The organism is Kaistia dalseonensis (assembly GCF_030814715.1).
GTDB lineage: Bacteria > Pseudomonadota > Alphaproteobacteria > Rhizobiales > Kaistiaceae > Kaistia > Kaistia dalseonensis.
Genome location: NZ_JAUSVO010000001.1, coordinates 15,885 through 35,028, shown reverse-complemented (window position 1 = coordinate 35,028; position 19,144 = coordinate 15,885). Strand labels below are relative to the sequence as shown.

General features: G+C 66.5%; 13 protein-coding genes. 3 read left to right on the top strand and 10 right to left on the bottom strand.

What is annotated here, in order from left to right:
* Positions 1-37: 37 nt before the first annotated feature.
* Entirely contained in the window at positions 38-1,087 is a 1,050-nt protein-coding gene (locus QO014_RS00160) for a LacI family DNA-binding transcriptional regulator (protein WP_266347741.1), read from the bottom strand.
* A 197-nt stretch (positions 1,088-1,284) separates the two neighbouring features.
* Here QO014_RS00160 and pepN point away from each other — a divergent pair, with 197 nt between their 5' ends.
* Together pepN and QO014_RS00150 are read left to right on the top strand one after the other, a co-directional pair.
* Positions 1,285-3,927, top strand: coding sequence for an aminopeptidase N (pepN, locus tag QO014_RS00155; protein WP_266346636.1), 2,643 nt, complete (start codon positions 1,285-1,287; stop codon positions 3,925-3,927).
* A 189-nt stretch (positions 3,928-4,116) separates the two neighbouring features.
* Complete coding sequence (locus QO014_RS00150; RefSeq protein ID WP_266346635.1) at positions 4,117-6,519, top strand: sensor histidine kinase; 2,403 nt, start codon at positions 4,117-4,119, stop codon at positions 6,517-6,519.
* Here the strand turns inward: QO014_RS00150 and QO014_RS00145 are convergent.
* Together QO014_RS00145 and QO014_RS00140 are read right to left on the bottom strand one after the other, a co-directional pair.
* On the bottom strand, positions 6,485-9,475 hold the full coding sequence (locus QO014_RS00145) for a bifunctional [glutamine synthetase] adenylyltransferase/[glutamine synthetase]-adenylyl-L-tyrosine phosphorylase (protein WP_266346634.1): 2,991 nt from the start codon (positions 9,473-9,475) through the stop codon (positions 6,485-6,487). The genes QO014_RS00150 and QO014_RS00145 overlap by 35 nt on opposite strands.
* Before the next feature lie 11 nt (positions 9,476-9,486).
* Positions 9,487-10,881, bottom strand: coding sequence for a sensor histidine kinase (locus tag QO014_RS00140; RefSeq protein ID WP_266346633.1), 1,395 nt, complete (start codon positions 10,879-10,881; stop codon positions 9,487-9,489).
* A gap of 487 nt (positions 10,882-11,368) precedes the next feature.
* Here QO014_RS00140 and QO014_RS00135 point away from each other — a divergent pair, with 487 nt between their 5' ends.
* The gene (locus tag QO014_RS00135) at positions 11,369-11,674 is read left to right on the top strand and encodes a hypothetical protein (protein WP_266346632.1); all 306 of its coding nucleotides are present in this window, start codon (positions 11,369-11,371) and stop codon (positions 11,672-11,674) included.
* Between the two features lie 135 nt (positions 11,675-11,809).
* Here QO014_RS00135 and QO014_RS00130 read toward each other — a convergent pair whose 3' ends face one another.
* The 7 genes from QO014_RS00130 to QO014_RS00100 all read right to left on the bottom strand — a co-directional run bounded on the left by QO014_RS00130 (position 11,810) and on the right by QO014_RS00100 (position 19,009).
* Positions 11,810-12,487, bottom strand: coding sequence for a response regulator transcription factor (locus QO014_RS00130; RefSeq protein WP_266346631.1), 678 nt, complete (start codon positions 12,485-12,487; stop codon positions 11,810-11,812).
* Positions 12,488-12,667: 180 nt separating this feature from the next.
* Positions 12,668-14,212, bottom strand: a complete 1,545-nt coding sequence (locus QO014_RS00125; RefSeq protein ID WP_266346630.1) for a Do family serine endopeptidase — start codon at positions 14,210-14,212, stop codon at positions 12,668-12,670.
* 139 nt (positions 14,213-14,351) lie between these two features.
* Positions 14,352-14,810, bottom strand: coding sequence for a cytochrome c-type biogenesis protein (locus QO014_RS00120; RefSeq protein WP_266346629.1), 459 nt, complete (start codon positions 14,808-14,810; stop codon positions 14,352-14,354).
* 4 nt (positions 14,811-14,814) lie between these two features.
* Positions 14,815-16,803, bottom strand: coding sequence for a heme lyase CcmF/NrfE family subunit (locus QO014_RS00115; protein WP_266346628.1), 1,989 nt, complete (start codon positions 16,801-16,803; stop codon positions 14,815-14,817).
* 13 nt (positions 16,804-16,816) lie between these two features.
* Positions 16,817-17,290, bottom strand: a complete 474-nt coding sequence (ccmE, locus tag QO014_RS00110) for a cytochrome c maturation protein CcmE (RefSeq protein ID WP_266346627.1) — start codon at positions 17,288-17,290, stop codon at positions 16,817-16,819.
* Positions 17,291-17,345: 55 nt separating this feature from the next.
* Entirely contained in the window at positions 17,346-18,479 is a 1,134-nt protein-coding gene (ccmI, locus tag QO014_RS00105; protein WP_266346626.1) for a c-type cytochrome biogenesis protein CcmI, read from the bottom strand.
* A 71-nt stretch (positions 18,480-18,550) separates the two neighbouring features.
* Positions 18,551-19,009 (bottom strand): RT0821/Lpp0805 family surface protein, encoded by a 459-nt coding sequence (locus QO014_RS00100; RefSeq protein ID WP_266346625.1) that lies wholly within the window; start codon positions 19,007-19,009, stop codon positions 18,551-18,553.
* Positions 19,010-19,144 lie beyond the last annotated feature (135 nt).

The window sequence follows — 19,144 nt, the reverse complement described above, 5'->3', positions numbered from 1 at the left end:
TCGGGCATGGCCCGGTTCGGGTTGGCTGAATGGCGCTCTAGGGAACATTGTCCCTGATGAAGATGTCGATGCGGATGCGCTCCTGCCCCGCCACGATGGGCATGCCCTCGCGCGTCGCGAGCAGGATGCGCGCCGCGCTGCGCGCCATGTGGCCGGGATCCTGGTTGATCACGGCGTCGATGGTGCCCCGAATGAGATGGCGGCGATTGAAGGGCGTCAGCTCATGCGCGATGAACACGATCTCGCGCGAGCGGCCCGAGGCCTCCAGCGCGGTGACGATGCCGGGCGTACCGGCGCCGACATTGTAGATCCCGACCAGATCGGCGTGCTCGCGCAGCAGCGCCTCCGTCACGATTTCGACGCGCGCGTCCTCGTCGCGCGCCTCGCGCACCGGCAGCAGTTCGAGATCGGGATATTCCCGCGCGATCACCTGTTCGAAGCCATATTGCCGCTCGATATGGTCGCGCAGCGCCAGCGAGCCGGCGATGAGGCCGACCTTGCCGCTGCGATGGCCGAGGAAGCGGCCGAGCAGGCTCGCGGCGGTGCGGCCGGCGGCATAATTGTCGATACCGACGAAATGCGCCCGCCGTGTCCCCGGCAGGTCGGAGACGAGCGTGACCACGGTCATGCCGCGATCGGCGAGCACGTTGATCGCTTCCGCGACGGCCGGATGATCGAGCGCCACGACGGCGACGCCGTCGAGATCATGGGGGAGCTTCTCCAGCGCAGCCGCCAGCACCTCGCCATCGAACACGTCGACATGGCTGAAGCTCAGCCGCACATGCTCATGGGCATAGCGATCGGCCGTGGCGCGGAACTCGGCTTCCAGCATGCGCATGAATTCGTTGGCGCCGGTCGGCAGCACGATCTCGAAGCAATAGTCGCGGCCGCGCGCCAGGCGCGAAGCAAGGCGATCGGGCTGGTAATTCATCCGGTCGATGGCCGCCTGCACGCGCTCGACCGTGCGCGCATGCACGCCGGCACGCCCGTTCAGCACGCGATCGACTGTCGCTAGACTGACGCCAGCCTCGCGGGCGACGTCTTGAAGCGTCGTCTTGGCCACGAGAATTCCTCCCTGATGATGCATTATCATCAGAAACTGAGGTGGGCAACTCAATCCACGTGCCGCTGCGGCCGGTGCGGACGGCCGCGCCCATTCCTTGGGGGAAAGGGTCGCTTCGGCGCAACATGACGATTGTTTAACGTGGCAGCGACGGGCCAAAACAATTAGATAAATTACAATGAAGGGCGAAGAAGAAGCCCAGTGTCTCAGGGAGAACGCCCATGAAGACCGCCACGGCACCGATCCGGCTTAGGGACTATCGCGCTCCGGCTTTCACGATCGATACGGTGCTGCTCGACTTTAAGCTCGACCCGGTCGCGACCCATCTGACCGCCACGCTTTCGATCCGCCCGAACAGCGCCGAGGCGGTGCTCGGCCGGCTGGAACTGGTCGGCGACGAGACCGTGCTGAAGTCGGTGAGCCTCGACGGCGCCCTGCTCGCGCCCGGCCGCTATCACGCCACGCCGTCGCTGCTCGTCATCGAGGACGTGCCCGATACGGTCTTCACGCTGACGATCGAGACGATCATCGACCCTTCGGCCAACACCAAGCTGATGGGACTCTATCGCACGAGCGGCAATTATTGCACGCAGTGCGAGGCGGAGGGCTTCCGCCGCATCACCTATTTCCTCGATCGTCCCGACGTCCTCGCCGTCTACACGACGCGCATCGAGGCGCGGAAGAGCGAAGCGCCGATCCTGCTCGCCAATGGCAATCCGGGCGAGAGCGGCGATATTCCCGGCACCGACCGCCACTTCGCGGTCTGGCACGACCCCTTCCCCAAGCCGTCCTATCTGTTCGCGATGGTGGCCGGCGATCTCGGCGTGATCACCGACAGCTTCACGACGATGTCGGGCCGCGAGGTCGAGCTGCGCATCTATTGCGAGCACGGCAAGGAAGGACGCTGCACCTATGCGATGGACGCGCTCAAGCGCTCCATGCGCTGGGACGAGACCGCCTTCGGCCGCGAATACGATCTCGACATCTTCATCATCGTCGCCGTGTCGGATTTCAACATGGGCGCGATGGAGAACAAGGGCCTCAACGTCTTCAACGACAAATATGTGCTGGCCGATCCCGACACCGCGACCGATGCGGATTATGCCAATGTCGAGGGCGTCATCGCGCATGAATATTTCCACAACTGGACCGGCAACCGCATCACCTGCCGCGACTGGTTCCAGCTCTGCCTGAAGGAAGGCCTGACCGTCTTCCGCGACCAGGAATTCTCCTCCGACATGCGCTCGCGTCCTGTGAAGCGCATCGCCGATGTGCGCACGCTGCAGGCGCGGCAGTTTCCCGAGGACGGCGGCCCGCTCGCCCATCCCGTCCGTCCCGAAATCTATCACGAAATCAGCAATTTCTACACGCCGACCGTGTATGAGAAGGGCGCGGAAGTCGTCCGCATGCTGAAGACGATCCTGGGGCCGGACGGCTTCAGGGCCGGCATGGATCTCTATTTCGACCGCCATGACGGCGACGCGGCGACGATCGAGGATTTCCTCGCCGCCTTTGCGGATGCGACCGGCGCCGATCTCGAGCAGTTCGCGCTCTGGTATGCGCAGGCGGGCACGCCGCAGATCGTGGCCAAGGGCCAGTATGATGCCAATGCGCGGGTCTACAAGCTGACGCTCGCGCAGAGCGTGCCGTCGACGCCGGGCCAACTCGTGAAGAAGCCGATGCACACGCCGATCCGCTTCGGCCTGATCGGCCCGAACGGCGCCGATATCGCCTTCGACGAGGTTTCGGGCGCGCGCGTCGAGGGCGATGTGCTGCATCTGACCGAGGCGAGCCAGACGGTGGTGTTCGGTGGTGTCGGCGCGCGCCCCGTGCCCTCGCTGCTGCGCGGTTTCTCCGCGCCGGTGCGGCTCGCGATCGACATTTCGGCGGAAGACCTGCTGTTCCAGGCGCGCACCGACAGCGACCCGTTCAACCGCTGGCAGGCGGTGCAGACGCTCGCCATGCGCAATCTGGTGACCGGTTCCGGCGATGTGGCGGCGGGGCGCAGCCCGACCGTCGAGCCGGCGCTGGTCGCGGCGCTTGAAGGCATATTGTCGGACGAGACACTCGAGCCGGCCTTCCGCGCCCAGACGCTGCAGATGCCGAGCGAAGCCGACGTCGCCCGCGAGATCGGCCATGATGTCGACCCGGACGCCATCGCGGCCGCGCGGAAGCGCTTGCGCCTGGCGGTCTGCGAAGGTCTCGGCAACACGCTCTTCGTCCGCTACGGCCTGCTGTCCGGCGGTGGCCAGTTCACGCCGGACGCCCGCAGCGCCGGGCGCCGGGCGCTCCGCAACACGCTGCTCGACCTGATGGTGGCCGGCGGCAGCCGTGCCGCGATCACGGCGGCGCTCGACCATTTCGAGACGGCCGACAACATGACGGACCGGCTCGGCGCATTGTCGACGCTCGCCCATGCCGCCCTGCCCGAGCGCCAGCGCGCGCTCGACGCGTTCCACGATCGCTACCGCGACGACCCGCTCGTGCTCGACAAGTGGCTGACGCTGGAAGCGAGCGTGCCTGCCGACGAGACGCTCGACCGCATCAAGCTGCTCCTGCACCATCCCTCGTTCGCCATCGGCAATCCGAACCGCGTCCGCGCGCTCGTCGGCAGCTTCGCCGGCGCCAACCAGACGCAGTTCAACCGCCCCGACGGCGCCGGATACGACTTCCTCGCCGATTTCGTGCTGGACCTCGACCGCCGCAATCCGCAGACCGCCGCGCGGCTGCTGGTGAGCTTCCGCTCCTGGCGCGCGCTGGAAGCCGGACGGCGCGCCCGCGCGGAGAATGCGCTGAAGCGGATCGCGGCCCGCGACGGGCTTTCGCCCGATACGCTCGACATCGTGACCCGCACGCTCGCCTGACGCGAAATGGCGGTTTCCGGGCGCTTTACGAAGCGCCCGGCCATGGTGGAAGATGACCTTTCCACATGGTTAACGGATATGATTAACGAAACCCTAATTCGTTCTGGACATCACGATTCGCCTCGATTCAAATGAGGGTGATTCGGGGTGTTGGCGTATCCCGATGACAGCGGACATCAGGGGGCCTATATGGCGCGGGCAGAATTGGCCAGTGCGTCTGCGAGTGAGCATTTGTCGATCGCCAAGCAGTTGTTTCGACGCAAGCAGACGATCAAGGGACATGCGAGGCTGATCGCTCAACCGGCTTACGAAAAGCTTGTCGCATCAGAGCCTATTCTTCGCAGATGCATACCCGTCCTGATCGTAATCTTCCTCGTCATCGTCGCCTTCTCGCGCGCCATTCATCTTTACGACGTGCGCGTCGAACGCGAGAACCAGGCGCGCGACATGATGAGCATGGTCGCGTCGCTGCTCGGCTATGCGCTGACGCAAGCGGAACCCGGCCTGCCGACCGATAATTTCGCGCTGGCCGCGCAGAGCGCGCTCGACAACACCCTGCCCGAGGGCGGCGCGGCAGACGGACGACGCATCTACGTCGCCGATACGACCGGGCGCGTCATCGCCACCGCGCCCCGCGCCAGCGGCGATGAGGGCCGCGACTTCAACGACCTGGTCTCGAATGCGCAGCCGCTGGTGATCTTCGGCGATCGCGCCGGCGTGCTGCAGGTGGCGCTCGAGGACGGCACCTCGGCCTTCGCCACGCTGCGCCATCTCGATGGCCGCCTCGGCTTCGTCGCCATCGTAACGCCCTTCCCCGCCGTCTACAGCGACTGGCGCGCCGACGTCTCGATGAACGTGTCGGTTTTCGTCGGCACGAGCGCGATCCTGCTCGTGATCCTCTATGGCTATTTCGCGCAATCCGCCCGTGCCTTGCAGGCGGACCGGATCTACCAGGAGACCTATGACCGCTTCGATACCGCGCTCCGCCGCGGCCGCTGCGGCCTTTGGGACTGGGATGTCGCGCGCGGCCGGCTGTTCTGGTCGAAATCCATGTTCGAGCTGGTCGAGCTTCCACCGCGCGACACGCTGCTCGGCTTCGGCGAGGTCAACCAGCTGGTCCACCCGGACGATGGCGACTTGATGGATCTGGTCGAGGCGCTCTATGAGGCGAACGAGACCACGGTCGACCGCATGTTCCGCATGCGCCGTGCGAATGGCGGTTTCGTCTGGCTGCGCATCCGCGTCGAGCTGGTCGATGCCGACACGCCGGAGCCTCATCTGATCGGCATCGCCGTCGACGTCTCCGAGCAGATGCGCCTCGCGGAAAGCTCCAAGACGGCGGATATCCGCCTGCGCGATGCGATCGAGACGATCTCCGAGGCCTTCGTGCTCTGGGATACCGAGAACCGCCTCGTCATGTGCAATTCGAAATACCAGCAATTGCACGGCATTCCGGATTCCGTCCTGCAGGCCGGCACGCCCTATGCCGAGATCATCGCGTCGGGCCGACAGCCCGTCGTGCGCTCGCAGGTTCCCACCGACGAACGGCCCGAGGCGGGCGCGCGCTCCTTCGAGGCGCAGTTGAACGACGGACGCTGGCTGCAGATCAACGAACGCCGCACCAAGGATGGCGGCTTCGTCTCGGTCGGCACCGACATCACGACGATCAAGCGCCATGAGGAAAAGCTGATCGACGGCGAGCGGCGGCTGATGGCGACGATCGCCGACCTGCGCCTGTCGCGCCAGAAGCTGGAGCAGCAGGCGCGCGAGATGGAAGACCTCGCCGGCAATTATTCGCGCGAGAAGGATCGTGCCGAGGCGGCGAACCGCGCCAAGTCGGAGTTCCTGGCCAATATCAGCCATGAGCTGCGCACGCCGCTCAACGCCATTATCGGCTTCTCCGAGATCATGCAGACGAGCCTGTTCGGCCCCCTCGGCTCGCCGAAATATGTCGAATATTGCCAGGACATCCACCAGAGCGGCAATTTCCTGCTGAACGTCATCAATGACGTGCTCGACATGGCGCGCATCGAGGCCGGCCGGCTGACGCTCGACAAGGAAAAGCTGGACCTCGACGAGATCATCGACGAGGCCAAGCGCGTGATGACGCCGGAGGCCGAGGCGCGCAGGCTGACGATCGAGACGGATGTGGAGGACGAGATCGGCCTCTATGCCGATCGCCGCGCCGTCAAGCAGATGGTGATCAACCTGCTCTCCAATGCGGTGAAATTCACGCCGGAGAACGGCCATATCAGCGTGCGGGCCCGGCGGATCGGATCGGCGCTGACGCTCTCGATCGAGGATAACGGCATCGGCATTCCGCAGGATGCTTTGCGCAAGCTCGGCCGGCCGTTCGAACAGGTGCAGAACCAGTTCACCAAGAGCCACAAGGGCTCGGGCCTCGGGCTGGCGATCACGCGGTCGCTGGCGGAGTTGCATGGCGGCGCGATGCGGATCCGCAGCCATGAGGGCAAGGGCACGATCGTCTCGATCCGCCTGCCGCTCGATCGCGCCGATACGCCCGTGCCGCCGACCGGCGCATCGGCCGGCGCGGCGCTCAGGCTCGGGGCTTCGGCGGAACCTTCCCGATAATCCGCTCGAACGACGCGCGCACGTCCTTCTCCGTCGCGCGAAGATGGGCGTCGAGAGTGGCGAAATCCGGCAGGTCGCCGGCGCGCGCGAGCAGGTCGAGCAGGCCGCGCGGCGCCTCTTTGGCCTCGAACGGCCCGACGACGCAAAGGCGCAGGATCTGCACCAGCCGCTGGTAGAGCCTGAGGCCGGGCAGCAGGATCTCTGCCTCGGGCGGCGGCAGCAGGCCGGCCTTGGCGGCGCTCGCCAGCACGACCTCCGTCTCGAAGCTCAGCAAGTCGGGATGGGTCGCGCCATGCACGAGCTGGAGATATTGGGCGATGAACTCGATATCGACCTGGCCGCCGGGCACCTGCTTGAGGTCCCAAGGACCCTCGGCCGTCTTCTCCGCCTGCAGCAGCGCGCGCATGTCGAGCACGTCGCGCGTCACCTTCTTGCGGTCATGCGGCGCCGTCAGCACGGCGCGCGCCTGGGCCGTCATCTCGGCGATCAGCGTCCTGTCGCCCGCGATCGGCCGCGCGCGGGTGAGTGCCATGTGCTCCCACGTCCATGCGGCCTTGGCCTGATATTCGGCGAAGGCGCGGATATGGGTCGCGAGCGGGCCGGCATTGCCGGAGGGACGCAGGCGGAAATCGACCTCGTAGAGTGATCCCTCCGCCGTGCGCGCCGAAATCGCGGTGATCAGGCGCTGCGTCAGCCGGGCGTAATACTGGCTGCCGGACAGCGGCCGCTCGCCATCGGACGAGACCGCGCTCTCGGCGAAATCATAGAGCAGGATCAGATCGAGATCGGAGGCCGCCGTCATCTCGCGGCCGCCGAGCTTGCCGAGCGCGACGAGCGCAACGCGCCCCTTCTTCATCCGGCCGTGAACGGTCTCGAATTCCTTGCGCACATGATCCAGCAGCACGGAAAGGAGCAGATCGGCCAGGTCGGCATAGGCAAAGCCCGCCGCCCGCGCGCCAACCGTTCCCGTGATCACGCGCACGCCGATCAGGAAGGCCTGTTCCTTGCCGAAGATACGGGCACGATCGAGCACTTCCTCCAGCGCCCTCGCCTCGCCGAGCGATGCATCGAGCCGCGCGGCGAGTATCTTGCGATCCGGCAGGCGGCCAAAGAAGGCCGGATCCAGCACGGCGTCGAGCACATGGGGCCGGGCGGTGACGATTTCGGCCAGCCGCGGCGCCGTGCCCATGATGGTGGCGAGGAGGTTCAGCAGCCCCGGATTGGAGCCGAGCAGCGCGAAGAGCTGCACGCCGGCCGGGAGCCGCGCGAGAAAGCGGTCGAACGCGTTGAAGGCGGCATCGGCATTGTCGGTCGTCGCCAGCGCCTCGAGAAGCGCCGGCGTGATCTCCGTCAGCCGTTCGCGCGCGGCCGCCGAGCGCATCGCGGGATAGCGGCCGAAATGCCAGCCGCGGATGGTGCGGCTGACCTCGCGCGGATTGGCATAGCCGAGGCCGGCGAGCGTCGCGACCGTCTCGGGGTCTTCGTCGTCGCCGGTGAAGACGAGACTGCCGAGCGTCGATGAGAGCGAAGGCGCCGCCTCGAAGAGGTGGGTATAGTGCTCGCGCACCATTTCGAGCGTCGCGACGAGCACCTTCGAGAAGGACTTTACCGTCTTCTCGCCCATCAGCCGGGCGATGACGTCGAGGCCCTCATCGCTATCGGGCAGCGTATGCGTCTGCTCGTCGGCGATCATCTGCAGGCGATGCTCGACCTGCCGCAGGAAGCGATAGCCATTGGCGAGATCGCGCTCGGCCTCCGGGGCGATCCAGCCCTTGCGCGCCAGCACCGTCAACATCTCCAGCGTGCGCCGGCCGCGAAGCTCGGGATCACGGCCGCCGGCGATCAATTGCTGGGTCTGGACGAAAAACTCGATCTCGCGGATGCCGCCACGCCCGAGCTTCACATTATGGCCGGCGACCGCGATCTGGTCATGGCCGCGATGTTCGTTGATCTGGCGCTTGATCGAGTGAATATCCGCAATCGCCGCGTAGTCGAGATATTTGCGCCAGATGAAGGGCGCGAGCTCGGCGAGGAAAGACTGGCCGGCTGCGAGATCACCGGCGACGGGCCAGGCCTTGATCAGCGCCGCGCGCTCCCAGTTCTGCCCGCGTCCTTCATAATATTGGAAGGCGGCGACGGTGGAGATCGCGACGGGCGTCGAGCCCGGATCGGGGCGCAGGCGCAGATCGGTGCGGAACACATAGCCGTCGCTGGTATATTCCTGCAGGATCCTGACCAGCCGCCGCGTCAGCTTGACGAAGAACGTGCCGATCTCGTCGCGATCGGCGACATCGGCCTTGTCGGGATCGAACAGGACAATCAGATCGATGTCGCTCGAATAATTGAGCTCGGCGGCGCCGAACTTGCCCATGCCGAGCAGGATCCAGCCGCAATCACGGGCCGGCTCATCGGGATGCGGCAGGCGGATCGTGCCGGCCGCATGCGCCTCGGCGAGCAGGAAAGCGACCGCGGCCGAGACCGCGACATCGGCGAAGCCGGTCAGCGCCGCCGTCACCTGTTCCACCGACCAGACGCCGCCGAGATCAGCAAGCGCGACCAGAAGCGCCACCTCGCGCCGCGCCCGCCTCAGGCCCGACATCAGATGGTCGAGATCGCCCGTCCGCCAGGAGGCGCCGACCGTCTCGCAGATTTCACGAAAGCGGAGATCGGGATCGGCAGCGAGGATCGCGAGCAGGCGGCCAAAATCCATGAAGGCCGTATCGCGCAGGAAGGGCGAGGCTTCGAAGACGGCGCCGAGGAAATCGGCGAGGACGGCGTCACGGCTGCGCAAATCGGCCCATTCGGCCCCGAAGCCGGCCAGATCGGCGGCTTCGGCGATATGCTGCAGCGACGCGCGCAGCAAAGGCGCGCGCGGCAGGCGGACCAGCGGGCGTATGGCGAGCGACAGCGCCGCGCCGGCCTCTGCCGCCTTCCGTTCCGTTTTTCCTGCCGCCATGGCTTCCTCCCTCAGTCGGAGGCCGGGAACCGCAGCGTCACAATCAATCCGGGTCCGGCATCACTGAGCGATATGGCACCATGGTGCAGCTTTGTCACGGCGTCGACCAGGCTGAGGCCGAGGCCGCTGCCCGGCTGCGAGCGGCTCTTTTCAAGCCGGACGAAGCGCTGCAGCACGCGTTCGCGGTCTTCGGCGGGAATGCCCGGGCCATTGTCGCGGACAGAGACGACGATTTCGTCGCCCTCGCGCCGCGCCGTGACGCCGACCGTGCCGTGGCCTTCGCGCTCATCGCCGCTCTTCACATATTTGATCGCATTGTCGAGCAGGTTGGCGAGCGCCTGGCTGATCAATTCGCGGCTGCCCGTCATAGGCAAGGGCTCCTCGAGCGAGAGCGCAAGGAAGACCTCGGCCTCCTCGGCGACCGGCTCGTAGAGTTCGGCGACCTCGGCGGCGATCGTCGCCATGTCGATCGGCCCCATGGCGCCGTCCGGCGACCCGGCCTCGATCCGCGCGATCATCAGCAGCGCGTTGAAGGTGCGGATGAGCTGGTCGGATTCCTCGATCGTCGCTTCGAGCGCCGCCTTGTAGGGTTCGGTCCGCTCGGGGCCTGCCAGCGTCGCCTCGACGCGGGTGCGCAGGCGCGTCAGCGGCGTCTTCAGATCATGGGCGATATTGTCGGAGACATCCTTGAGACCGTAGAGCAGATGCTCGATCCGGTCGAGCATGGCGTTCAGGCTCTGCGCCAGACGGTCGAATTCATCGCCCGTGCCCGTCACTTCGAGCCGGCCGGAGAGATCGCCCGCCATGATCTGACGGCTCGTCGCCGAGACGCTGTCGATCCGCTTCAGGACGCGGCGACTGACGAAGAACCAGGACAGGAGCGCAAGGCAGATCAGCAGCCCGAGCCCGAGCACCATGGCGCGCCCGACGACGGAGCGGATGCGCTCGATCTCGCTGATGTCGCGGCCGACCAGCATGCGCAGCCCATTGGGCAGCGGCAGCACCTGCACCATGGCGACATGGCGGCCCGTATCGGCCTCCAGCCGCTTATAGGGCACGGTCACGGGGTCGAGGCCCGAAAGCTTCAGCAGCGAAGGCGGAACCTCGGTCACGTTGCCGGCCACGACATGACCGTCGGAATCCGTGATCACATAGAGGCTCGCGCCCGGCGCCCGGCTTCGCTGCTCGATCGCGGCGACGATGCCGGTCAGCCCGTTGCGCAGGCCCTCATCGGCGAGAATGCCGATCTCGGCCTCGATCGAATCCTTCACCTGCTGGGTGAGGATCGCGTCGGTCTCGCGCGAGATCCAGCCGACGAAGACGACGGCGAATACCGAGAAGACGACGAAATACATCGCCGACAGCTTGAACGCGGTCGTGCGGACGACCTTACCGAGTGCCGTCACGGAGCCTGCATCCTGCTGTCGGGCTTGTCTCTTCACACATGATCGTCGGTTCTCGGTCGATTCGGCTCTATGGAGATGAGGCGGGGCTTGGGCTCTTCCTGATGCGACAGACGCGCGGCTCCAGTTTCGCGTCCCCCTCCACACGCCGCAACCATGCTCTTGATTGCGAGCCGCACCACCTCCCTGTCCCCCATCTAGCACCGCCGTGACATACGCGACCATTGCCGGATCATTACGGCCAGGAAAGGTCTCGCATGCCGCGCGGCAGGCGCTGTCCCCGAGGCAATTTCCGCGTTTGACAGCCGGGAGATTGTGTGGGAAATAATCCCACATGACCTGCAGACACGATTATCTCAGTCCGCCCGCGAGTTGGAAACGAGCCACCGGTCGCCCCACGCGCGTGGCTCGGACGGATGCTCCCGGGTGGGTTCCCCCGGGAGCATCCGTCTCTTTCCAGAGAGCGGCAAACAGGCTGAGGGATGGGCGGGTGTGGCGTGAACTGGTGGTCTATTCGGCCCTCTTCGGAGCCGCGGCGGCCCTCGGGCTGTCGCTCCTTCTGCCGGCGAACAGCACAACACCGTCAGCCGACATGGTCGAGCAACTTGTCCAGAGCACGCTCGATCAAAGCGCGTCCGACATCGAGGTCTCGCGCTGCGAGACCGTCGGCGATGCGGATGGCGTGCGCTGCGAGGTGATCTGGGACAGCCATCGCTATGGCGAATTGGTGATCAGGTCGTTGCTGCTTGAAAAGGCGGCCGGCGGCTGGCGCATTACCGAGAGCCACCCGATCTAGATAGTCTCGCGGGCTTGCGGGTGAGCGGGGCTCGAACCCGGGCGATGGTCTGCCACCAGCAGCAAAAGCCAAAAAGAAAAGGCCGCCCGATTGGCGGCCTTTGTTCGTTACTCGGCTGCTTCTGTTCGACCGGTATTACTGCGACGCCCGGACCATGTAGCCGGCGCCTCGCACGGTATGGACCAGCGGCTCGGCGAAGCCCTTGTCGACCTTGGAGCGCAGCCGCGAGATATGGACGTCGATCACATTGGTCTGCGGATCGAAGTGATAGTCCCAGACATTCTCGAGCAGCATGGTGCGGGTCACGACCTGGCCCGCATGCTTCATCAGATATTCGAGCAGGCGGAATTCGCGCGGCTGCAGCGGGATATTGGTCGCGGCGCGGCGCACCGTATGGCTCAGCCTGTCGAGCTCCAGATCGCCCACGCGCAGCACGGTTTCCGCCTCACCCGGCTTGCGCCGACGGGCCAGCACCTCGATGCGGGCGAGAAGCTCGGCGAAGGCATAGGGCTTGGCGAGGTAATCGTCGCCGCCGGCGCGCAGCCCCGTGACGCGGTCATCGACCTGGCCGAGCGCCGAGAGGATCAGAACGGGCGTATCGTCGCCCTTGGCGCGCGCCTCGGCGACCAGCGTCAGCCCGTCCTTCTTGGGCAGCATGCGGTCGACGATCATCACGTCATAGCCATTGGCATCGGCCAGGAACGCGCCCTCGTCGCCATCGGCGGCGTGGTCGGGCACATGGCCGGCCTCCTTCAGCGCCTTCAGCAGATAGGCGGCGGTTTCACGATCGTCTTCGACAAGCAGGATTCGCATGATCGAACGATAGCCGATTTTTGGGGGCGGGAAGCAGCCTTGCGCGGTCTTCCGACAGCAAAACGGCAGGCGGGCCGAACCCGCCTGCCGGTGTCGAGGGAAGCGGCGCGGAAAATTGCACGCGGCGGCTTCCGACGAAAGGGGGCGCCGATCGGAGAACGACCCCGACCGGCGCTTTGATCAGGCCTTGCCGAAGGGCAGTGCGACGAAGCGGGTCTGGTCGCCCGACTTCACACGCACCAGCACGGCCTTCATGCCAGCCTTCTTCGCATCGACGACTTCACGCTCGACATCGCCGGGACGCGAAACTTCACTGCCGCCGACCGCGAGGATCACGTCGCCTGCCTGGATGCCCTGCTCCGCGGCCGTCCCGTTCGGGTCGACATCGGAAACCACGACGCCCTTGTCGTCAGGCGAGCGGGAGAGCGAGAGGCCGAGATCGGCAACCGAGGCCGGCTTCACGTCTTCCTGGGCCGCAGCCTGCTTCTGCTCGCCGGGCAGCTTGCCGAGCTTGACATCGACGGTCTCCGGCTTGCCGTTCCGCCAGATACCCAGCTTCACCGTGGAGTTCGGCGAATAGCCGGCGATGATCTGGGCGAGGTTGCGGGCATCATCGACCGTCTTGCCATCGACCGTCAGGATCGCGTCACCCGACTTGATGCCGGCGCTGAGTGCCGGGCTGCCATCCTGCGGCTCGGCGACGAGCGCGCCCTTGGCTTCCTTCAGGTTGAGGCTGTCGGCCAGTTCCGGGGTGATCGGCTGGATCTGGACGCCGAGCCAGCCACGGACGACCTCGCCATGATCCTTCAGGTCGGCGATGACGCGCTGCGCCGTCGCGGCCGGAATATCGAAGGCGATGCCGACGCTGCCGCCCGACGGCGAGTAGATGGCCGTGTTGATGCCGATCACCTGGCCGTTCAGGTTGAAGGTCGGGCCGCCGGAATTGCCCTTGTTCACCGAAGCGTCGATCTGGATGAAGTCGTCATAGGGACCAGCGCCGATCTCGCGGCCGAGCGCCGAGACGATACCCGCCGTCACCGTGCCGCCGAGGCCGAACGGATTGCCGACCGCCACGACCCATTCACCGACGCGCGTCTCGCCCGGGGCGAACTCGACATAGGTGAACTTCTCCTTGGCGTCGACCTTCAGCAAAGCGAGGTCGGTCTTCGGATCGGTGCCGATCAGGCGCGCCGTATATTCCTTGCCGGCCGAATCGGTGATCGTGAAGTCGCTGGCGCCGTCGACGACGTGATTGTTCGTCACGACATAGCCGTCCTCGGAGATGAAGAAGCCCGAGCCGAGCGCAACCGACTTGTGCATCTGCGGCTTGCGCTGACCGTTCGGGCCGTTCTGGCCATTGCGCTGCTGATCCTGGAACTGCTTGAAGAAGCGCTCCATCGGCGAGCCGGGCGGGAACTGGCCGGGGTTGGGGAACGAGAAGCCGTTGCCGTCGCCTTCATCGGAAACGTCGTCGGCGACGTCGGCCTTGACGCGGACGCTCACGACCGCGGGCTTCACCTTGTCGACGAGGTCGGCAAAGCTCGGCATCTGCGTGGTCGGCTGGATGCGCACGGCATCGGCATAGGCCGGGCTGCGGCTTCCGACGACCGCCTGTCCGGCGAGACCGCCAACGACCACGGCCACGGCGGCAGTGCCGAGCAGGGCGTGATTGCGGAAGCGGGTCAGCAGGGAGGTCTTCTTCGGAGCGGAATTCTGTTCGGTCATCGCTATCTCCACCAGGAATTTCATTGAGGGGGCCACGCCGGTGTGGGGCACCTCATGACGATGAAGATGGGGCCGCGCACCTTACTGCGCCCTGTCACCCGCATGAATTGTTGGTAATGTTGCGAAATGTTTCCGAAGATTAGCGGTCGCGCGCCAGCAGCGCCTCGATGCGCGCTTCCTCGTCCGCCGAGAGCGCTGTCGGGTCCGTCGAACGCCGCCGGCGCATGACACCGAAGGCCAGGATGCCACCGATCAGGAGCACGACCACCGGCGTCGCCCAGAGCAGCGCCGTGTGCCAGGCGAAGGCGGGCTTCAGCAGCACATATTCGCCGTAGCGGTCGACCAGGAACGCCTTCACGGCGGCGTCGCTGTCGCCCTTCGTCAGCCGCTCGCGGATCAGGATGCGCAGGTCACGCGCAATGGTCGCGTCCGATTCGTCGATCGACTGGCTCTGGCAGATCAGGCAGCGCAGTTCTTCCGACAGCGCGCGGGCGCGGCTTTCGAGCACGGGATCCTTCAGCATCTCGTCCGGCTGCACCGCAAGCGCGGGCGTGAGCGCCAGGACGAGAAGCAGGAAAAGCGCCGTGATCCGCCGCATGGCGCTACTCCGCCGGCACGGCGGTGGCGGGCGCGGCGCGGCGGGCGGGCTTCGGCGCCCCGACGCGCAGGCGGCGATCCGAGAGCGAGAGCGCGGCGCCGCCGGCCATGACCATGGCGCCGAGCCAGATCAGCGTGATCAGCGTCTTCCAGTAGATGCGAACCGTGGTGGCACCATCCGCGCCGATATCGCCGAGCGAAACATAGAGCTGCGAGAAGCCGAAGGTCTTGATCGAGGCTTCCGTGGTGGGCGTGTTCTGGACGGTGTAGAGGCGCTTTTCCGGTTCGAGCGTCGTGACGACCGCGCCGCCCTGGCGCAGCGTGAAGCGCACAGCCGTGCCGCGATAGGTGCCACCGGAGACCGGCAGGAAGCCATCCATGGTGAGCGTGCGCGACCCGATCGTCACCGTGTCACCGGGCTTCATGGTCGTGATGATCTCGGTGTTCCAGGCCGTCGAGGCGATGATGCCCAGCAGCGTTACGCCGAGCCCGAAATGCGCCACCGCCGTGCCCCAGGCCGAACGCGGCAGGCCGACGCCGCGCCGCCAGCTCTCCATGAGCGGGGCGCGGAAGAGCTTGATGCGGAACGCGATTTCCGATGCCGCGCCGACCATCAGCCAGACGGCGAGCGCAAGGCCCAGCAGCGACATGGCGGCCGAGAAGCCCATGAGCGCGAGGCCGATCACCACCACCAGCACGGCCGCGCCGAAGGCGAAGAGCAGCCGCTCGCCGACCGCGATGATGTCGCCGCGCTTCCAGGCGAGGAACGGCCCGAACGGCACCGCGATCAGGAGCGGCACCATCAGCGGGCCGAAGGTCATGTTGAAGAACGGCGCGCCGACGGAGATCTTCTCGCCGGTCAGCGCCTCGAGCGCGAGCGGATAGAGCGTGCCGACCAGCACGGTCGCGCAGGCGGCCGTCAGCATCAGATTGTTGAAGACGAGCGCGCCCTCACGGCTGATCGGCGCGAAGAGCCCCCCTTGCGACAGCGTCCCGGCGCGGAGCGCGAAGAGCGCGAGGCCGCCACCGATGAAGAGGCACAATATGCAGAGGATGAAGATGCCGCGCGTCGGATCGGTCGCAAAGGCATGGACCGAGGTCAGCACGCCCGAGCGCACCAGGAAGGTGCCGAGCAGCGAGAGCGAGAAGGTCAGGATCGCGAGCAGGATCGTCCAGATCTTCAGCGCCTCGCGCTTCTCCATGACGATCGCCGAATGGAGCAGCGCGGTCGCGGCGAGCCAGGGCATGAAGCTCGCATTCTCGACCGGATCCCAGAACCACCAGCCGCCCCAGCCGAGCTCGTAATAGGCCCAGTAGGAGCCCATCGCGATGCCGAGCGTCAGGAACAGCCAGGCCGTCAGCGTCCAGGGCCGCACCCAGCGCGCCCATGCGGCGTCGATGCGCCCGTCGATCAGCGCTGCGATGGCGAAGGCGAACGAGATCGAGCAGCCGACATAGCCCAGATAGAGCAGCGGCGGATGGACCGCGAGGCCGATATCCTGCAGCACCGGATTGAGGTCGTTGCCCTCAACCGGCGGGTTCAGCAGGCGGATGAACGGGTTGGAGGTCGCGAGGATGAAGGTGAGGAAGGCGACGCCGATCCAGGCCTGCACCGAGAGGACCAGCGCCTTCAGCTTGAGCGGCAGATTGTTGCCGAACAGCGCCACCAGCGCGCCGAACAGCGCCAGGATCAGCACCCAGAGGAGCATCGAGCCCTCATGGTTCCCCCAGACGCCGGTGATCTTGTAGAGGAGCGGCTTCAGCGAATGGGAGTTCTCGACCACGTTGAGGACAGAGAAATCCGAGACCAGATAGGCGTGGGTCAGCGCGGCGAAGGAGAAGGCGACAAAGACGAACTGCATGATCGTCGTCGAGGGCGCGATCGCCATCAACCGCTCGTCGCCCCTGAGCGCGCCATAGAAGGGCAAAGTTCCGCCGGCGATCGCCAGCGCCAGGGCCAGCACCAGCGCGTAATGTCCGAGTTCGACGATCATCGTGCCACCGCCCTCATCGTGTCACGGCCTTGGGTGCCGGGCCTTCGGCCGACGCCTCCGGGCGCCACTCGCCGCTCTTCTTCAGCGCCTCGACCACTTCCTTCGGCATGTAGGTCTCGTCATGCTTGGCGAGGATCGTATCGGCCTCGAACACGCCGGCGGGACTCACCGTGCCCTCGGCCACGACGCCCTGCCCTTCGCGGAAGAGGTCCGGCAGGATGCCGACATAATGGATCGGAACCGCCGCCTTGCCATCCGTCACGGCGAAGCGGACCACGCCGCCATCCTCCTTGGCAAGACTGCCCGTCTCGACGAGGCCGCCGAGGCGAAGCCTGCGATCGGGGGATGGCGGATTGGCGGCGATCTCGGAGGGGGTCGCGAAGAAGGCGATGCCGTCGGAGAGCGCATAGAGAATGAGGCCGACGGCGCTCGCCAGAACGAGGCCTGCCAGTCCGATCAGGGTGAGGCGGCGCTGCTTGCGCGTCATGACCAAAAGGCCGTCAGCTGCGGCCGGGCGTCATCGGCGGGTCGAGCTCGATCGGTCAATTGCTGGTGATCCCGTTCTCACGCGCTGCACTTTCGACCGCCGCCAGAAGCGCCGGCTTGTCGGCCAGCGCGGTGCGGGCACGCGAAAGCGCGCTCGCCGCATCCTGCGGCCGGCCCAGCACAATATAGGCGCGGAAAAGCCGCGCCCAGCCCTCCGCATCATCCGGCGCCTGGTCGAGTCGTGCCGCGAGGCCGGCGACCATGCCCTCGATCATCTGCTGGCGCTGTTCCGGGGTCTGGCTGGCGCTCGCCGCCACATCGGCCGCCGTCGGACCGGGCGCGGCCGCTGCTGCTGGTGGCGCGGCGGGAACAGGCTGGCCTTGCAGCGTCGCCAATTGCGCACGCGCCGTCGGCAGCCAGGCGGCATCGGCCGGCGCGGCGGCGATCAAGGCGTTCCAGGCGACGATCGCCTTCTCCTTGTCGCCCGACTGGCCGAGCGCCATCGCGACATAAAACCGCGCGCGGATATTGGCCGGGTCCTGCGCCAGCGCTCGCTCGAAGGCGGCGCGCGCATCGGCCGTCACCATGTCGCCATGCGCCCGCGTCAGCGCCTCGCCATAGAGCGCGTCACGGTCGGCGGTCTGGCCCAGAAGGCGGCGGGAATTGTCGAAGGCCCGCGCCGCATCGTCGAAACGGCCGAGGCGCATGTAGATCGGGCCGATCACCTCCCAGCCCCTGCCGTCCTCCGGCTCGGCGGCTAGGTGCTCCTCGACCCGGCGCACGAGATCCTGGACCTCGTCCTGCGGCGACTGGCCGGCGCGACTGGCGATCGGCTGATCGACCAGGAGGGGCGACCCGACGGCGAGGTATGTTCCAATGGCGATGAGGGGAAGGCCGATGATCGCCGCGCCGATGGCGATGACGCGCCCACGCCGCGTTGCGACGGAGGCTTTCCCGGCATCGGCGTCGCTCTTCAGCAGGCGCCGCGCGATCTCGACCCGCGCCGCCTCGGCTTCCGCCGGCCCGATGATGCCGCGCTCGCGATCACGCGCCAGCTCGTCGAGCTGGTCGCGATAGATCGAGGCAGCCTCGCTGCCCGCGGCATGCTCGCGCGCCGGCCTGCCCAGAGGAACGAGCACGGCGAGCGAGGCGGCCGCGGTCAGGGCGGCCAAGGCGATCCAGAACAGCATCAATTGTTTCCCGAGCCGGTTCTAGCGGTTCGGGAAAGCCTTGGCATCCCGCATTCTGTCGCGGAAGGCGATCAGTTGACCGGACGCCAGGTGCCGTCGGGCTGGCGGCACGCCGTGCCACGAGCCGTCTGCGGCCGGCCGTCGATCCAGATCTCGTGGGTGTAGTCACGGCATTCGTAGGAATTCACGCGGTAGCGCGGGCCGGGCGTGACCTCGCCGCGATTGCCCTGCGACGACCAGTCGACCGGCGCGCCGGGGCGGCCATATTCGAGTGCCTGGAATTCCGCGGCCTGGGCGCGCTGCTGCGACTGGGCGTCCATGCTCACACCGATCGCATTGCCGATCAGGCCGCCGACGAGGCCGCCGGCGATCGTCGCCGCGACCTTGCCCGAGCCCGAGCCGAACTGGTTGCCGACCAGAGCGCCGACGGCCGAGCCACCGACAATGCCCATCTGCTGATTGGTCGGCGTCTGGCAGCCCGCCAGGGCAAGACCGGTGATCCCGATAACGACGAAGCTAGCGAACCGCATGGTACCTCTCGATTTTTGGCCTCGGTATCCGAGGGCTCAACATAATTGCGCGATGCAACAACACAGTGGCGGAAATTGGGTTGCGCCCTGCCCGACGCATGATTTGCCGCCACGAATGACCGAAACAGAGGTCTT